At 65.8% G+C, this 13,273-nt stretch carries 11 protein-coding genes; 9 read left to right on the top strand and 2 right to left on the bottom strand.

Going from position 1 to position 13,273, the window contains the following annotated elements; translation table 11 throughout:
* Nucleotides 1–46 precede the first annotated feature (46 nt).
* The 4 genes from HU772_RS01040 (at nucleotide 47) to HU772_RS01025 (ending at nucleotide 5,386) form a co-directional block, all read left to right on the top strand.
* Nucleotides 47–496, top strand: a complete 450-nt coding sequence (locus HU772_RS01040; protein ID WP_186654130.1) for an EVE domain-containing protein — start codon at nucleotides 47–49, stop codon at nucleotides 494–496.
* Nucleotides 497–589: 93 nt separating this feature from the next.
* Nucleotides 590–1,549: an HlyD family secretion protein gene (locus tag HU772_RS01035; protein WP_186654133.1), complete on the top strand. Its 960-nt coding sequence runs from the start codon at nucleotides 590–592 to the stop codon at nucleotides 1,547–1,549.
* A complete protein-coding gene (gene rbbA / locus HU772_RS01030) occupies nucleotides 1,546–4,272 on the top strand; it encodes a ribosome-associated ATPase/putative transporter RbbA (RefSeq protein ID WP_186654136.1) in 2,727 nt (908 codons plus the stop codon). The genes HU772_RS01035 and rbbA overlap by 4 nt, the downstream gene beginning before the upstream one ends.
* Nucleotide 4,273: 1 nt before the next feature.
* Entirely contained in the window at nucleotides 4,274–5,386 is a 1,113-nt protein-coding gene (locus tag HU772_RS01025) for an ABC transporter permease (protein WP_186654139.1), read from the top strand.
* On the opposite strand, the gene HU772_RS01020 is transcribed toward HU772_RS01025, so the two are convergent.
* The gene (locus HU772_RS01020; RefSeq protein WP_186654141.1) at nucleotides 5,387–5,788 is read right to left on the bottom strand and encodes a flagellar basal body-associated protein FliL; all 402 of its coding nucleotides are present in this window, start codon (nucleotides 5,786–5,788) and stop codon (nucleotides 5,387–5,389) included. It abuts the gene before it with no gap.
* Nucleotides 5,789–5,945: 157 nt separating this feature from the next.
* Between HU772_RS01020 and HU772_RS01015 the strand changes: the two genes are divergently transcribed.
* Nucleotides 5,946–6,923, top strand: a complete 978-nt coding sequence (locus tag HU772_RS01015) for an NADPH:quinone oxidoreductase family protein (RefSeq protein ID WP_186654144.1) — start codon at nucleotides 5,946–5,948, stop codon at nucleotides 6,921–6,923.
* Nucleotides 6,924–6,999: 76 nt separating this feature from the next.
* Here the strand turns inward: HU772_RS01015 and HU772_RS01010 are convergent, their stop codons facing one another.
* Nucleotides 7,000–7,971 (bottom strand): IS110 family RNA-guided transposase, encoded by a 972-nt coding sequence (locus HU772_RS01010; RefSeq protein WP_217858722.1) that lies wholly within the window; start codon nucleotides 7,969–7,971, stop codon nucleotides 7,000–7,002.
* A gap of 550 nt (nucleotides 7,972–8,521) precedes the next feature.
* Between HU772_RS01010 and HU772_RS01005 the strand changes: the two genes are divergently transcribed.
* The 4 genes from HU772_RS01005 to HU772_RS00990 all read left to right on the top strand — a co-directional run bounded on the left by HU772_RS01005 (nucleotide 8,522) and on the right by HU772_RS00990 (nucleotide 13,272).
* Entirely contained in the window at nucleotides 8,522–9,763 is a 1,242-nt protein-coding gene (locus HU772_RS01005) for an SfnB family sulfur acquisition oxidoreductase (RefSeq protein ID WP_186662605.1), read from the top strand.
* 146 nt (nucleotides 9,764–9,909) lie between these two features.
* Nucleotides 9,910–11,091: an SfnB family sulfur acquisition oxidoreductase gene (locus HU772_RS01000; protein WP_186662606.1), complete on the top strand. Its 1,182-nt coding sequence runs from the start codon at nucleotides 9,910–9,912 to the stop codon at nucleotides 11,089–11,091.
* Nucleotides 11,091–12,479, top strand: a complete 1,389-nt coding sequence (locus tag HU772_RS00995) for an LLM class flavin-dependent oxidoreductase (RefSeq protein ID WP_186662607.1) — start codon at nucleotides 11,091–11,093, stop codon at nucleotides 12,477–12,479. The genes HU772_RS01000 and HU772_RS00995 overlap by 1 nt, the downstream gene beginning before the upstream one ends.
* The gene (locus HU772_RS00990; protein WP_186662608.1) at nucleotides 12,472–13,272 is read left to right on the top strand and encodes a MetQ/NlpA family ABC transporter substrate-binding protein; all 801 of its coding nucleotides are present in this window, start codon (nucleotides 12,472–12,474) and stop codon (nucleotides 13,270–13,272) included. The genes HU772_RS00995 and HU772_RS00990 overlap by 8 nt, the downstream gene beginning before the upstream one ends.
* Nucleotide 13,273 lies beyond the last annotated feature (1 nt).

Raw genomic sequence — 13,273 nt, 5'->3', positions numbered from 1 at the left:
GGTTTCATGCAACGAGTTATTTCAAACCTTTTCAGGAGCAGCACCCATGGCCTACTGGCTGATGAAATCCGAGCCCGACGAGCTCTCCATCGAAGCCCTGGCTCGCCTGGGCAGCACCCGTTGGGACGGGGTGCGCAACTACCAGGCGCGCAACTTCCTGCGGGCCATGAGCGTAGGTGACGAATTCTTCTTCTACCACTCCAGCTGCCCGCAGCCAGGGATCGCCGGCATCGCCCGCATCAGCGCCGCGGCGTACCCCGACCCCACCGCCCTGGACCCGGCCAGCCACTACCACGACGCCAAGGCCAGCGCCGAGAAGAACCCGTGGAGCGCGGTGGACGTGGAACACGTGAAAACCTTCCGTCAGGTACTCGGCTTGGGCCTGCTCAAGCAGCAGGCGGCGCTGGAGGAACTGCCACTGGTGCACAAGGGCAGCCGCCTGTCGGTGATGCCGGTGACCGCCGAGCAATGGGCCGCGATTCTCGCGCTGAGCTGATTCAACGTCTATCGTCAGGGGTTTGACCAACATCAACGCGCCGGGAAGCGCGTCGCGCCAGGATAAGGCGTGCAAGCAGCAGGATGCAGACCGATGAACCGCAAAGCCCCCAGAATCTTCGCTTGTGCCTTGGTGTTGCTGCTGTTGGCGGCAGGCGGGCTGGGCTACTGGAAATCCCTTCACGACCGCCTGCCCGAAGGCCTGAGCATGGGCAACGGGCGCCTCGAATCCACCGAAGTGCAGATCGCCACCAAGGTCCCCGGCCGCCTGGCCGAGGTGCTGGTCGACGAGGGCGACAAGGTCGCCCGCGGCCAGCTGCTGGCCCGCATCGATACCCGGACCATGGAAGCCCAGCGCAGCCAGGCCGAGGCCGAAGTGCTGCGCGCCCGCGAAAACTACGCCGCCGCCCAGGCCAGCGTGCAGTTGCGCCAGAGCGAGCTGTTGCTGGCCAGTCAGGAGCTCAAGCGGGTACGCGAGATTTTCCAGCGCAAGTTCGCCAGCCAGCAACTGCTCGACCAGCAACAAGCCCGCTACGACACAGCCGGCGCCGCGGTGCAGGCCGCCCGCGCCCAGCTAGCGGCGATCAAGGCCGCCATCGGTGCCGCCGAGGCCCAGGTGGCGCAGCTCACCAGCGAGATCGACGACAGCAGCCTGCGCGCGCCCATCGACGGCATCATCCAGCTACGCCTGGCCGAGCCTGGCGAAGTGCTTGGCGCTGGCGGTCGGGTGCTGATGCTGATCGACCCCAGCGACCAGTACATGAACCTCTACCTGCCCGCCTCGACCACCGGCCGGCTCACCGTTGGCGCCCAGGCGCGCATCGTCCTCGACGCCCTGCCCGACCAGGCGCTGCCGGCCAAGATAGCGTTCGTCGCGGCCAAGGCGCAGTTCACCCCGAAACAGGTCGAGACCCGTGACGAACGGCAGAAACTGGTGTTCCGGGTCAAACTGCGCCTTACCGACCCCAGCGCCGTGCCCCAGGCCAAGCCGGGCATGCCCGGGGCCGGCTATGTGCGCACCGCCGAGGTGGACTGGCCGGCCAACCTGCAATGACCACCGTTGCCCCCGCGCTGCTGGCCAGCGGCATTCACCACCGCTACGGCACGCTCCAGGCTTTGCAGGATGTCGCCTTCAGCCTGCCGGCCGGAACCCGTTGCGGCCTGATCGGCCCGGACGGCGCCGGCAAGTCGACCCTGCTCGGCCTGATTGCCGGGGTCAAGCGCCTGCAACAGGGCGAACTGCAAGTACTGGGTGGTTCGATTCGCCAACGCCGCCACCGCACCGTGCTGTACCCCAAGGTGGCCTTCATGCCCCAGGGGCTGGGCAACAATCTTTACCCGGAACTGTCGATCGCCGAGAACATCCGCTTCTTCGCCACCCTGTTCGGTCTTGGCCGCGCCGAGTGCGAGCAGCGCATGGCCGGCCTGCTGCAGGCCACCGACCTGGCGCGCTTCGCCGAGCGCCCGGCAGGCAAGCTGTCCGGCGGCATGAAGCAAAAGCTCGGCCTGTGCTGCGCGCTGATCCACGAGCCGGACCTGCTGATCCTCGACGAGCCGACCACCGGCGTCGATCCGCTGTCGCGGCGGCGCTTCTGGGAGCTGGTGGAGCAGGTACGCAGCCAACGCCCGCAGCTGACCCTGCTGGTGGCCACCGCCTACATGGAAGAGGCCGAACAGTTCGAGCACTGCCTGATGCTCGACGCTGGCCGCCTGCTGGCCGCAGGGCTCAGTCGCGACCTGGCCACGGTCACCCCCAGTGGCAAGCTTGACGATGCCTTCACCCATTTCCAAGGCGCCGGCCGCGACCAGCCCGAGCCGCTACGCATTCCGCCGCGCCCGACCGAAGATGGCCCGATCTCCATCGAAGCCCACGACCTGACCCTGCGCTTCGGCGCCTTCACCGCGGTGAACAAGGTCAGCTTCGCCATTGGCCGTGGCGAAATCTTCGGTTTCCTCGGCTCCAACGGCTGCGGCAAGACCACCACCATGAAGGTGCTGACCGGCCTGATGCCGGCCAGCGAGGGCAGCGCCAGCCTGCTCGGCCGCCCGGTGGATGCGGCTGACCTGGCCACGCGCAAGCGGGTCGGGTTCATGTCCCAGAGTTTCTCGCTCTACGGTGAGCTGAGCACCCGGCAGAACCTCGAACTGCATGCACGCCTGTTCGACCTGGCCAAGGCCGACAGCGCCCCGCGCATCGCCGAGCTGATCGAACGCTTCGACCTTGGCGCCATCGCCGACCAGCCATCCGGCGCCTTGCCCCTGGGCCTGCGCCAGCGCCTGTCGCTGGCGGTCGCGGTACTGCACCGCCCGGAGGTGCTGATCCTCGACGAGCCGACCTCGGGCGTCGACCCGGCGGCTCGCGACGATTTCTGGCGGCTGTTGGTGGAGCTGTCCCGCGACCAGGGGGTGACCATCTTCCTGTCCACCCACTTCATGAACGAGGCCCTGCGCTGCGACCGCATCTCACTGATGCATGCGGGCCGGGTGCTGGCCTGCGACACGCCGCAGGCGTTACAGCGCCAGTTCGGCGGCGCAACCCTGGAGGACGCTTTCGTCACCTGCCTGGAGCAGGCCCAGGAAGCAACACCCGCGCCCCAGCCTGCCAGCACGCTAGGGCAGCAGTCCGGCGATACTCCAGTGCTGCGCCAGGGCTTCAGCCTGCGCCGCCTGTTGGCGGTGGCCAGCCGCGAGGGCAAGGAACTGCTGCGCGACAAAGTGCGCCTGGCCTTCGCCCTGCTCGGTGCGCTGTTCATGATGGTGATCTTCGGCTACGGCATCTCGCTGGATGTCGAGAACCTGGCCTTTGCCGTCTACGACCAGGACCAGAGCCCGCAAAGCCGTGCCTACCTGGAAGCCTTCCGTGGCTCACGGTATTTCGCCGAGCAACCGCCGATCCGCGATGCCCGCCAGTTGCACCAACGCCTGCAACGCTCGGAAATCAAGCTCGCCCTGGAGATCCCGCCGGGCTTCGGCCGCGACCTGCACGCCGGACGCCAACCGGTGGTGGCCGCCTGGCTCGACGGCGGCATGCCGTTCCGCGCCGAGACCAGCCGCAATTACGTCGAGGCCGTGCACCAGGCCAACCTCGAGCAACTTGCGGCGCTCAGCCCCCACCCCCTCGCGCGCCAGCAACCGGTGCGCCTGGAAACCCGTTTTCGCTACAACCAGGACGTGGTCAGCGTGAACGCCATCGGCCCTGGGGTGATGGCGCTGATCCTGGCATTCATCCCGGCCATGCTCACCGCCCTGGGCATCGTCCGCGAGAAGGAGCTGGGCTCGATCACCAACTTCTACGCCACGCCCCTGACCCGCCTGGAGTTCCTGCTCGGCAAGCAGGCGCCATACCTGGCGGTGAGCCTGGTCAACCTGGCGCTGCTGGTGGCGATGAACCGCTGGCTGTTCGGCGTGCCGCTCAAGGGTAGCCCGCTGGCCCTGGCCTGCGGCGGCCTGGCCTATCTGCTGGCGACCACCAGCCTGGGCCTGCTGATCTCGGCGTTCACCCGCACGCAGATTGCCGCGATCCTCGGCACCATGATCCTCACCAGCCTGCCGACCATCCAGTTCTCCGGGCTGATCGTGCCGCGCTCGTCGCTGGAAGGTGCGGCGGCGTTGATGGGCCAGCTGTTCCCGGCCGGCTACTTCCTCGACATCGCCGTCGGCACCTTCACCAAGGCCCTGGGCCTACGTGAACTATGGCCGCAGTGCCTGGCGCTGCTGGGTTTCTTCGCTGCGTTCACCGGGCTGAGCCTGGTCATGCTGAAAAAGCAGGAGGCCTGACATGCGTCGCCTCGCCCACACCCTGCGCCTGGGCCTTAAGGAGCTGACCAGCCTGCGCCACGACAGCGTGCTGCTGCTGTTCCTGCTGTACGCCTTCAGCGTGGCGATCTACATGCCCGCGGCAGGCTCGGTGATCGGCGTGCACAACGCTAGCGTGGCGGTGGTCGACGAAGACCACAGCGCCGTCTCGCGCAAGCTCGCCGAGGCGCTGCAAGCGCCGGAGTTCCAACCCGCCGCGGCCCTGCCCGCCGAGCGCCTGGACCAGGCCATGGACAGCGGCCAGTACACCTTCGTGATCAACGTGCCGGTGAACTTCCAGGCCGACCTGCTGGCCGGACGCTCGCCGGAGCTGCAAGTCAATGTCGACGCTACGGCCATGAGCCAGGCATTCATGGGCGCCGGCTACATCGGCCGGATCTTCGAGCGCGAACTGCTCGAGTACGCCAACCGCGACGCGGCGCAGAGCCCGGTCTCGCTCAATCCCAAGGCGCTGTTCAACCCCAACCTGGAGGGTGGCTGGTTCCTCGCGGTGATCCAGATCGTCAACAACATCACCATCCTGGCCATCATCCTCACCGGCACCGCGCTGCTGCGCGAGCGCGAGCACGGCACCCTCGACCACCTGCTGGTGCTGCCATTGACGGCGCTGGAAATCATGCTGGCGAAGATCGCCAGCAACGCCCTGGTGGTGGTGCTGTGCACCTGGGTTTCGCTGGAGGTGGTGGTCAAGGGGGCGTTGGGGGTGCCGCTGGCCGGCTCCCTGGGGCTGTTCCTGGGGGTGACCGCGCTGTACCTGTTCGCCAGCACGGCGCTGGGCATCTTCCTTGCCACCTTGGCGCGCTCGACACCGCAGTTCGGCCTGCTGGCGATCCCGGTGATCATCCCGATGCTGTTGCTCTCGGGCGGCAGCACGCCGCTGGACAGCATGCCGCAGTGGCTGCAGTGGGTCATGCAGGGCTCGCCCTCGACCCACTTCGTCAGCCTCGGCGCGGCGATCCTGTTCCGCGACGCCGGGCTGAGCGTGGTGTGGCCAGATGTCCTGGCCCTGGCCGTGATCGGCCTGGTGTTCTTTGGCGTGGCCCTGGCGCGTTTTCGCCGCAGCCTCGCCTCGTGATCACTGCACGATCAGGTTGTTGAACAGCAGGTCCTCGACAATCGGCTTGCCCTCTTCGGACTCCATCACCTGCTGCACCTGCTTCAGGGCTTCCTGGCGCAGTTTTTCCTTGGCCTCGACGTTGCTCATGTTGTCCACGCCTTGCTGGGTGAACAGCGCCACCAGCTGGTTGCGGATCAGCGGCTCGTGGTGCTTGACCGCAGCGGCGGCGGCATCGCCGGTCACGCGCAGGGCGACATCAGCCTTGTACACCCGCAGCTTGGGGGTGCCATCGAGGGCATAGTTGCCAACGAAGGGTGGGCTGAGGGTGATATAGGCCACCTTGGGCTCGCCTTCCTTTTCCTCGGCCATCGCCGCCACTGGCAGCATCAGGGCCAGCACCATCAAGATCCACGCTTTCACGAATTCGCTCCTCAATACAGTTGGCGCCAGCTTACCCAGCGCGCCGGCCAAACCCAAGCCCGGGCTTATGCCGGTGCATCAGGGCGGGCCATGCTCGTTGACCCTCGGGGCCGCCCTCCTACACTTATCGGCCACCACACGCAAAGGAATAGCCCTGATGAAAGCCTTGTTGTGCAAAGCCCTGGGCCCAGCGCGGGACCTGGTCCTGGATGAGGTCGCCGCGCCGACGCCGAAAAAGAATGACGTGCTGATCGATGTGCATGCCGCCGGGGTCAACTTCCCCGACACCCTGATCATCGAAGGCAAGTACCAGTTCCAGCCGCCGCTGCCGTTCTCGCCGGGAGGCGAAGCCGCCGGCGTGGTGACGGCGGTCGGCGAGAAGGCCGGCGCCTTCAAGGTCGGCGACCGGGTCATGGCCCTGACCGGCTGGGGCGCCTTCGCCGAGCAAGTGGCGGTGCCGTTCTACAACGTGCTGCCGATTCCGCAAGGCATGGACTTCACCAGCGCTGCCGCCTTCGGCATGACCTACGGCACCTCGATGCACGCCCTCACCCAGCGCGGCCAGCTCAAGGCCGGCGAGACCCTGCTGGTGCTCGGTGCCTCCGGTGGCGTCGGCCTGGCGGCGGTGGAAATCGGCAAGGCCCTGGGCGCACGGGTGATCGCTGCGGCCAGCAGCGCCGAGAAACTGGCCATCGCCAAGGCCGCCGGGGCCGACGAGCTGATCGACTACAGCCAGGCCAGCCTCAAGGACGAGATCAAGCGCCTGACCGGTGGCCAGGGCGTCGACGTGGTCTACGACCCGGTTGGCGGCGCGCTGTTCGACCAGGCGGTGCGCGGGCTGGCCTGGAATGGGCGGTTGCTGGTGGTGGGCTTTGCCAGCGGCAGCATCCCGCAATTGCCGGTGAACCTGGCGCTGCTCAAGGGCGCGGCGGTGATCGGGGTGTTCTGGGGCGCGTTCGCCCAGCGCCAGCCACAGGACAACGCGGCCAACTTCCACCAGCTGTTCGCCTGGCATGCCGAAGGTAAATTGAAACCGCTGGTGTCGCAGACCTTTGCACTGGCCGAGGGCGGCGCGGCGATCGAACGCCTGGCGCAGCGCCAAGCGGTGGGCAAGCTGGTGGTGACGATCCGGTAACGCCATACAACGTAAGAGCAACTGTCTTGCTGAGACCTCTCAACTGGCGTGATCTCTGTAGATACCGTCTTGACCCTCACCCCGCAAGAGGGATTTTGGGGTCAAACGGTATCCCCGACTTCACCACCCCGTAAACCAGGTGCAGCAGCTTGCGCATCGCCGCGCAGACGATCTGTTTGTAAGCTTTGTGCCGGCTGCTCAACCGCTCTGCCAGTTCCTTCACAACAGGGTTATGTCTGATTGAGACAGTGCCTGACATCCACAAGCCTGCACGCAGCCTTGAGGCGCCTGTACGCGAAATAGTGCTCTTACCTATGAACTCTCCCGATTGCTGCACCACTGGGTTTAAGCCTGAAAACGCGACAATCGCAGAAGGGCTTTGGTATTTCAGTGGATCGCCCAGTTCGGCGAGCAGCAACGTAGCAGTGGTGTCACCCAAACCATCAATCGAGGTAATCAGCTCACGTCGCTTGCGCAGGTCTGGATCATCATCGATCGTCTGCTCGATGGCCTTCCTGGTCTTTTCCAGCTCTTCGTTGATGTGCCCGATTACGTCTTGAATCGACTGCTGTACCGCATCTAGTGCGACATCCAAACGATTCTGCTCCATCTGGCGCATTTCCTTGAGGTCGTCCAGTCGCCGCACCAGAGCACGCAAGCGGCGCTGCGCAGGGGGCTCAGGCTCCCACTGGCGAAGCGAGACAGCCTTTTGTTGGCCATAGGCAGCAATGACTTTGGCGTCAGCCTTATCTGTTTTGACGCGCCGAAGCTCCACGTCAGCGAATTTCGCAATCACCGCCGGGTTCAGAATGCACACCCGATAACCTTGGTTGTGACAGTGCTCGGCCAGCGCTTCGTGATAGATGCCTGTAGCCTCCATAACAATCCAGGCGCCTGGTTCAGCATGGCGCTCAAGCCAGTCGCTAAACTGCCTGAACCCTCCAGGATCATTGGACAGCTTGGCTTTGGTGCGCATCTTGCCATTGGGGAGCGGGATGGCAATGTCGAAAGATTTTTTGGCGACATCAACGCCAACAAAGACGGACATGATCTCCTCCTTCAAACTACGAAAGTCGATCACCCTACACTCAGTTCAACCTTGTTAATGCGTGCTCACGCCGGGGGCGGGCACTAGATACCGTTCGAACTCGTCGAGTGGGGTTGGAAGACCAGAGCGTTATCTACAGTGCGGGCTTGATGCCCTTGGAGCGGCTCTGCTTCAAGGCCTTCCCTCGATGATCAGTCGAGAACTTTCGCCTCTAGGGAGGCGAAAGTCGAGATACAAGGAGCGGCCTTGCCGAGGCGTCGGACCGGTCGGAAAGGGCCGCAAAGCGGCCCCGGCGATCTTTGCAACAACGCTGAAAGCCCAGGGCTAGCCCGCTCCCACGACGGGTACACTTCTATCCATATTCCTAAACGGTAGTTCATAAACTTTTTCTAAACGAATAGGGTATATAGACCGGACCACCGGACCAGCAAATGTCTGTCGCCGTCAGCTGAGGCGACGTTTTTCACTTTGTGAGGTAAGGAATGGTCAGGATCACAATCACCCCAGTGGCCAACGCCAGGGCATTGAGTGCAGCCAAGGAGCGGTACTGATGTCCAGCCAGCCAACTACCCAATTCCACAGCGATATCGACAGCTCGCCGCTGCTGCTGCCGGCCAAGGTGCTGCGCAACGACGAAGAAGCCCTGCAGGCCGCCCGCGAGCTGGCCCAGGTGGCCCGTCAGCAGGCGGCCAAGCGCGACCAGCAGCGCAAGCTGCCCTGGGCCGAAATCGAACAGTTCACCCGCAGCGGCCTGGGCAGCATCAGCGTGCCCAAGGCCTACGGCGGCCCCGAGGTGTCGTTCGTCACCATCGCCGAGGTGTTCCGCCTGATCAGCGCCGCCGACCCGGCGCTGGGACAGATCCCCCAGAACCAGTTCGGCCTCTTGCAACTGATCCGCCTGACCGCCACCGAGGCCCAGCAGGAAGCGATCTTCCGCGCCGTGCTCGACGGCTGGCGCATCGGCAACGCCGGGCCCGAGCGCGGCACCAAGGACACCCTGACGCTCAAGGCGCGCATCACCCACGACGGCGATGGTTATCGCATCAGCGGCGAAAAGTTCTATTCCACCGGCGCCCTGTTCGCCCACTGGGTGGCGGTCAAGGCGCTGGACGACGAAGGGCGCCAGCGCCTGGCGCTGGTGCGCCGCGGCAGCCCGGGGCTGCGTATCGTCGACGACTGGTCCGGTTTCGGCCAACGCACCACCGCCAGCGGCACCGTGTTGCTCGACCAGGTGCCGGTGGACGCCGACCTGGTTGTGGATAACTGGCGCCTGGGTGGCGCACCCAGCATCCAGGGCGCCGCTTCGCAGCTGATCCAGGCGGCCATCGACGCCGGTATCGCCGAGGCGGCCATCGACGATGCCATCCACTTCGTCAAGGAAAAGTCCCGGCCCTGGATCGAGGCCAAGGTCGAGCGTAACAGCGACGACCCCTATGTGATCGCCGACATCGGCCGCCTCAAGCTCGATCTGCATGCCGCCGAAGCGCTGCTGCGCAAGGCCGCCAAGGTGCTCGACGAAGTGAACGCCGGCGTGATCGATGCCGCCGCCGCGGCCCGGGCCTCGATTGCCGTTGCCGAAGCCAAGGTGCTCACCACCGAGATCGCCCTGCAGGCCAGCGAGAAGCTGTTCGAGCTGGCCGGCAGCCGCGCCAGCCTGGCCGAGTTCAACCTTGACCGGCACTGGCGCAACGCCCGGGTGCACACCCTGCACGACCCGGTGCGCTGGAAGTACCACGCCGTCGGCGCCTACTACCTCAACGGCACCCTGCCGGCCCGCCATTCCTGGATCTGATTTCGAGCCCTGGGGCTGCTGCGCAGCCCTTCGCGGGTAAACCCGCTCCCACAGGGATCGCACCGATTCCGATAACAGCGCTGTACCTGTGGGAGCGGGTTTACCCGCGAAGAGGCGCACGGCGTCCCCAGGCTCCGGAGAGCAAAATGACTGCATCCATCATCACCACCGACGCCCAGGCCCTGGCCGTCGCCGACGAACTGGCCCAACACCTGCGCCAGGACAGCGCCCTGCGCGACCGCGAACGCCGCCTGCCGCATGCCGAGCTCGACCATTTCGTGCAGTCCGGCCTATGGGGCATCAGCGTGCCCAAGGCCTTCGGCGGCGCCGACGTGTCCAATGCCACCCTGGCCAAGGTCGTCGCGCGTATCGCCCAGGCCGACGCCTCGATCGGGCAAATCCCGCAAAACCACTTCTACGCCCTGGAAGTGCTGCGGGTGAACGGCACCCCGCAACAACAGCAACGCCTGTACGCAGAAGTCCTCGCCGGCCAGCGCTTCGGCAACGCACTGGCCGAGATCGGTACCAAGAACGCTCATGAACGCACCACCCGCCTGAGCCGCGACGGCGACCATTACCGCATCGATGGCCGCAAGTTCTACTGCACCGGCGCCCTGTACGCGCAGCGCATCCCGACCCTGGTGATCGACGAACAGGGCGTTTCGCACCTGGCCTTCGTGCCCGCCGATACGCCAGGTATCAAGGTGATCGACGACTGGAGCGGCTTCGGCCAGCGCACTACCGGCAGCGGCTCGGTGATCTTCGACAACGTGTTCGTCCGCGCCGAGGACGTCGTGCCGTTCCAGAGCGCCTTCGAGCGTCCGACCACGGTCGGCCCGCTGGCGCAGATCCTCCACGCCGCCATCGACACCGGCATCGCCCGCGCCGCCTTCGAAGACGCCCTGCACTTCGTGCGCAGCCGCAGCCGACCTTGGATCGACTCGGGCCTGGACAAGGCCAGCGACGATCCGCTGACCCTGAAGAGCTTCGGCCACCTGGCAATCCGCCTGCATGCCGCCGAAGCCCTGCTCGAACGTGCCGGCGAAATCCTCGACGCTGCCCAGGCCGACAGCAACGCCGAGACCCTGGCCGCCGCCTCCATCGCCGTGGCCGAGGCCCGGGCGATCAGTACCGAAATCTCGCTCGCCGCCGGCACCAGCCTGTTCGAGCTGGCCGGCAGCCAGGCCACCCTGGCCGAGCACAACCTCGACCGCCACTGGCGCAACGCCCGGGTGCACACCCTGCACGACCCGGTGCGCTGGAAGTACCACGCCATCGGCAACTACTACCTCAACGACGAGAAGCCGCCGCGCCGGGGGACCATCTGATGGCCAAGGAAATCCTGCTCAATGCCTTCAACATGAACTGCATCGGGCATATCAACCACGGCCTGTGGACCCACCCACGGGACACCTCGACCCAGTACAAGACCCTGGACTACTGGACCGACCTCGCCCGCCTGCTCGAACGCGGCCTGTTCGACGGGCTGTTCATCGCCGATATCGTCGGCACCTACGATGTCTACGGGCAATCGCTGGAGGTGACGCTCAAGGAGTCGATCCAGTTGCCGGTCAACGATCCACTGCTGCTGGTCTCGGCCATGGCGGCGGTGACCAAGCACCTGGGCTTCGGCCTCACCGCCAACCTCACCTACGAGGCGCCCTACCTGTTCGCCCGGCGCCTCTCCACCCTCGACCACCTGAGCAATGGCCGGGTCGGCTGGAACATCGTCACCGGCTACCTCGACAGCGCCGCCCGGGCCATGGGCCTGGCGCAGCAACCCGAGCACGACCGCCGCTACGACCAGGCCGACGAATACCTGCAGGTGCTGTACAAGCTGCTCGAAGGCAGCTGGGCCGACGACGCCGTGGTCGCCGACCGCGAGCAACGCGTGTACGCGCGGCCAGACAAGGTGCGCAAGGTCGAACACCACGGCGAGTTCTACAAGGTCGAGGGTTATCACCTGTGCGAACCCTCGCCGCAGCGCACTCCAGTGCTGTTCCAGGCGGGCAGCTCGCCACGCGGCCTGGCCTTCGCCGGCCAGCATGCCGAGTGCGTGTTCATCAGTGGCCAGGACCAGGCGGCGACCCGCGCCCAGGTCGACAAGGTGCGCGCCGCCGCCAAGGCCGCCGGGCGCGATCCCCAGGCGCTCAAGGTGTTCATGGGCATCACCGTGATCGTCGCCCCGACCGAGGAGCAGGCCCGCGCCAAGCACGCCGAATACCTGCGCTATGCCAGCGCAGAAGCCGGCGTGGCGCACTTCGCCAGCTCCACCGGCATCGACTTCTCGCGCTATGCGCTGGACGAACCCATAGGTTTTGCCAAGGGCAACGCCATCCAGTCCGCCACCCGCCAGTTGCAGGAGAGCGCCTGGACCCGCCGCCGCCTGCTCGAGCAGCACGCCCTGGGCGGGCGCTACGTGACCCTGGTGGGCAACCCCGAACAGGTCGCCAAGCAACTGATCAGCTGGATCGATGAAACCGGCCTGGACGGGTTCAACCTGACCCGCACCGTCACCCCGGAAAGCTACGAGGACTTCATCGACCTGGTGGTGCCCGAGCTGCAACGCCGCGGGCGCTACAAGACCGCCTACCGCCACGGCAGCCTGCGCCAGAAGCTGTTCGACGGCGCCCAGGCCCTCCTGCCCGCCGACCACCCCGGCGCCGCCTACCGCCATCCGACCCCTGCCCCGACTGGAGCCCTGCACCATGCTTGAGAAACTGTTCCGGCCCGTTGCGGCCATCGCCCTGGGCCTCGGCCTGTCCGCCGCCGCCTTCGCCGCCGAACCGCTGAAGATCGGCACCACCGCCGCCTTCGCCATTCCCTTGGAAGCCGCGGTGGCGGAGGCCCACAAACAGGGCCTGGAAGTGAAGCTGATCGAGTTCAGCGACTGGATCGCGCCCAATGTCAGCCTCAACAGCGGCGATATCGACGTGAACTACTTCCAGCACATCCCGTTCCTGGAAAACGCCAAGGCCGCCGCCGGCTTCGACCTGGTGCCCTACGCACCGGGCATCATCAACAACGTCGGCCTGTACTCGAAAAAATACAAAAGCTTCAACGATCTGCCCGAAGGCGCCAGCGTGGCCATCGCCAACGACCCGATCAACAGCGGTCGGGGCCTGCAATTGCTGGCCAAGGCTGGGCTGATCAGCCTCAAGCCGGGCGTGGGCTACAAGGCCACCGAGGACGACATCGTCGCCAACCCGAAGAAGATCAGGATTCTCCAGGTCGAGGCGGTGCAACTGGTACGTGCCTATGACGACGCCGACCTGGTCCAGGGCTACCCTGCGTACATCCGCCTGGCCAACACTTTCGACGCCACCTCGGCGCTGCTGTTCGATGGCCTGGAAAACAAGGAGTACGTGATCCAGTTCGTCATCCGCCCGCAGGAGAAGAACGACCCACGCCTGGCCAAGTTCGTCGACATCTACCAGCATTCGCCGGTCGTGCGAGCCGCCCTGGACAAGGCCCATGGCAGCCTCTACCAGGCCGGCTGGGAAGGCTGAC

This window comes from Pseudomonas xantholysinigenes (assembly GCF_014268885.2).
In the GTDB taxonomy this organism is placed as follows: domain Bacteria; phylum Pseudomonadota; class Gammaproteobacteria; order Pseudomonadales; family Pseudomonadaceae; genus Aquipseudomonas; species Aquipseudomonas xantholysinigenes.
The sequence above is the reverse complement of the archived record's forward strand: the minus strand, read 5'-3'. Positions and strand labels throughout refer to the sequence as shown.

Excerpts from the sequence above, each read along its gene's own strand:
- HU772_RS01040 (WP_186654130.1), top strand. The coding sequence starts at position 47 with ATGGCCTACTGGCTGATGAAATCCGAGCCCGACGAGCTCTCCATCGAA.
- HU772_RS01035 (WP_186654133.1), top strand. The coding sequence starts at position 590 with ATGAACCGCAAAGCCCCCAGAATCTTCGCTTGTGCCTTGGTGTTGCTG.
- rbbA (WP_186654136.1), top strand. The coding sequence starts at position 1,546 with ATGACCACCGTTGCCCCCGCGCTGCTGGCCAGCGGCATTCACCACCGC.
- HU772_RS01025 (WP_186654139.1), top strand. The coding sequence starts at position 4,274 with ATGCGTCGCCTCGCCCACACCCTGCGCCTGGGCCTTAAGGAGCTGACC.
- HU772_RS01015 (WP_186654144.1), top strand. The coding sequence starts at position 5,946 with ATGAAAGCCTTGTTGTGCAAAGCCCTGGGCCCAGCGCGGGACCTGGTC.
- HU772_RS01010 (WP_217858722.1), bottom strand. The coding sequence starts at position 7,971 with ATGTCCGTCTTTGTTGGCGTTGATGTCGCCAAAAAATCTTTCGACATT.
- HU772_RS01005 (WP_186662605.1), top strand. The coding sequence starts at position 8,522 with ATGTCCAGCCAGCCAACTACCCAATTCCACAGCGATATCGACAGCTCG.
- HU772_RS01000 (WP_186662606.1), top strand. The coding sequence starts at position 9,910 with ATGACTGCATCCATCATCACCACCGACGCCCAGGCCCTGGCCGTCGCC.
- HU772_RS00995 (WP_186662607.1), top strand. The coding sequence starts at position 11,091 with ATGGCCAAGGAAATCCTGCTCAATGCCTTCAACATGAACTGCATCGGG.
- HU772_RS00990 (WP_186662608.1), top strand. The coding sequence starts at position 12,472 with ATGCTTGAGAAACTGTTCCGGCCCGTTGCGGCCATCGCCCTGGGCCTC.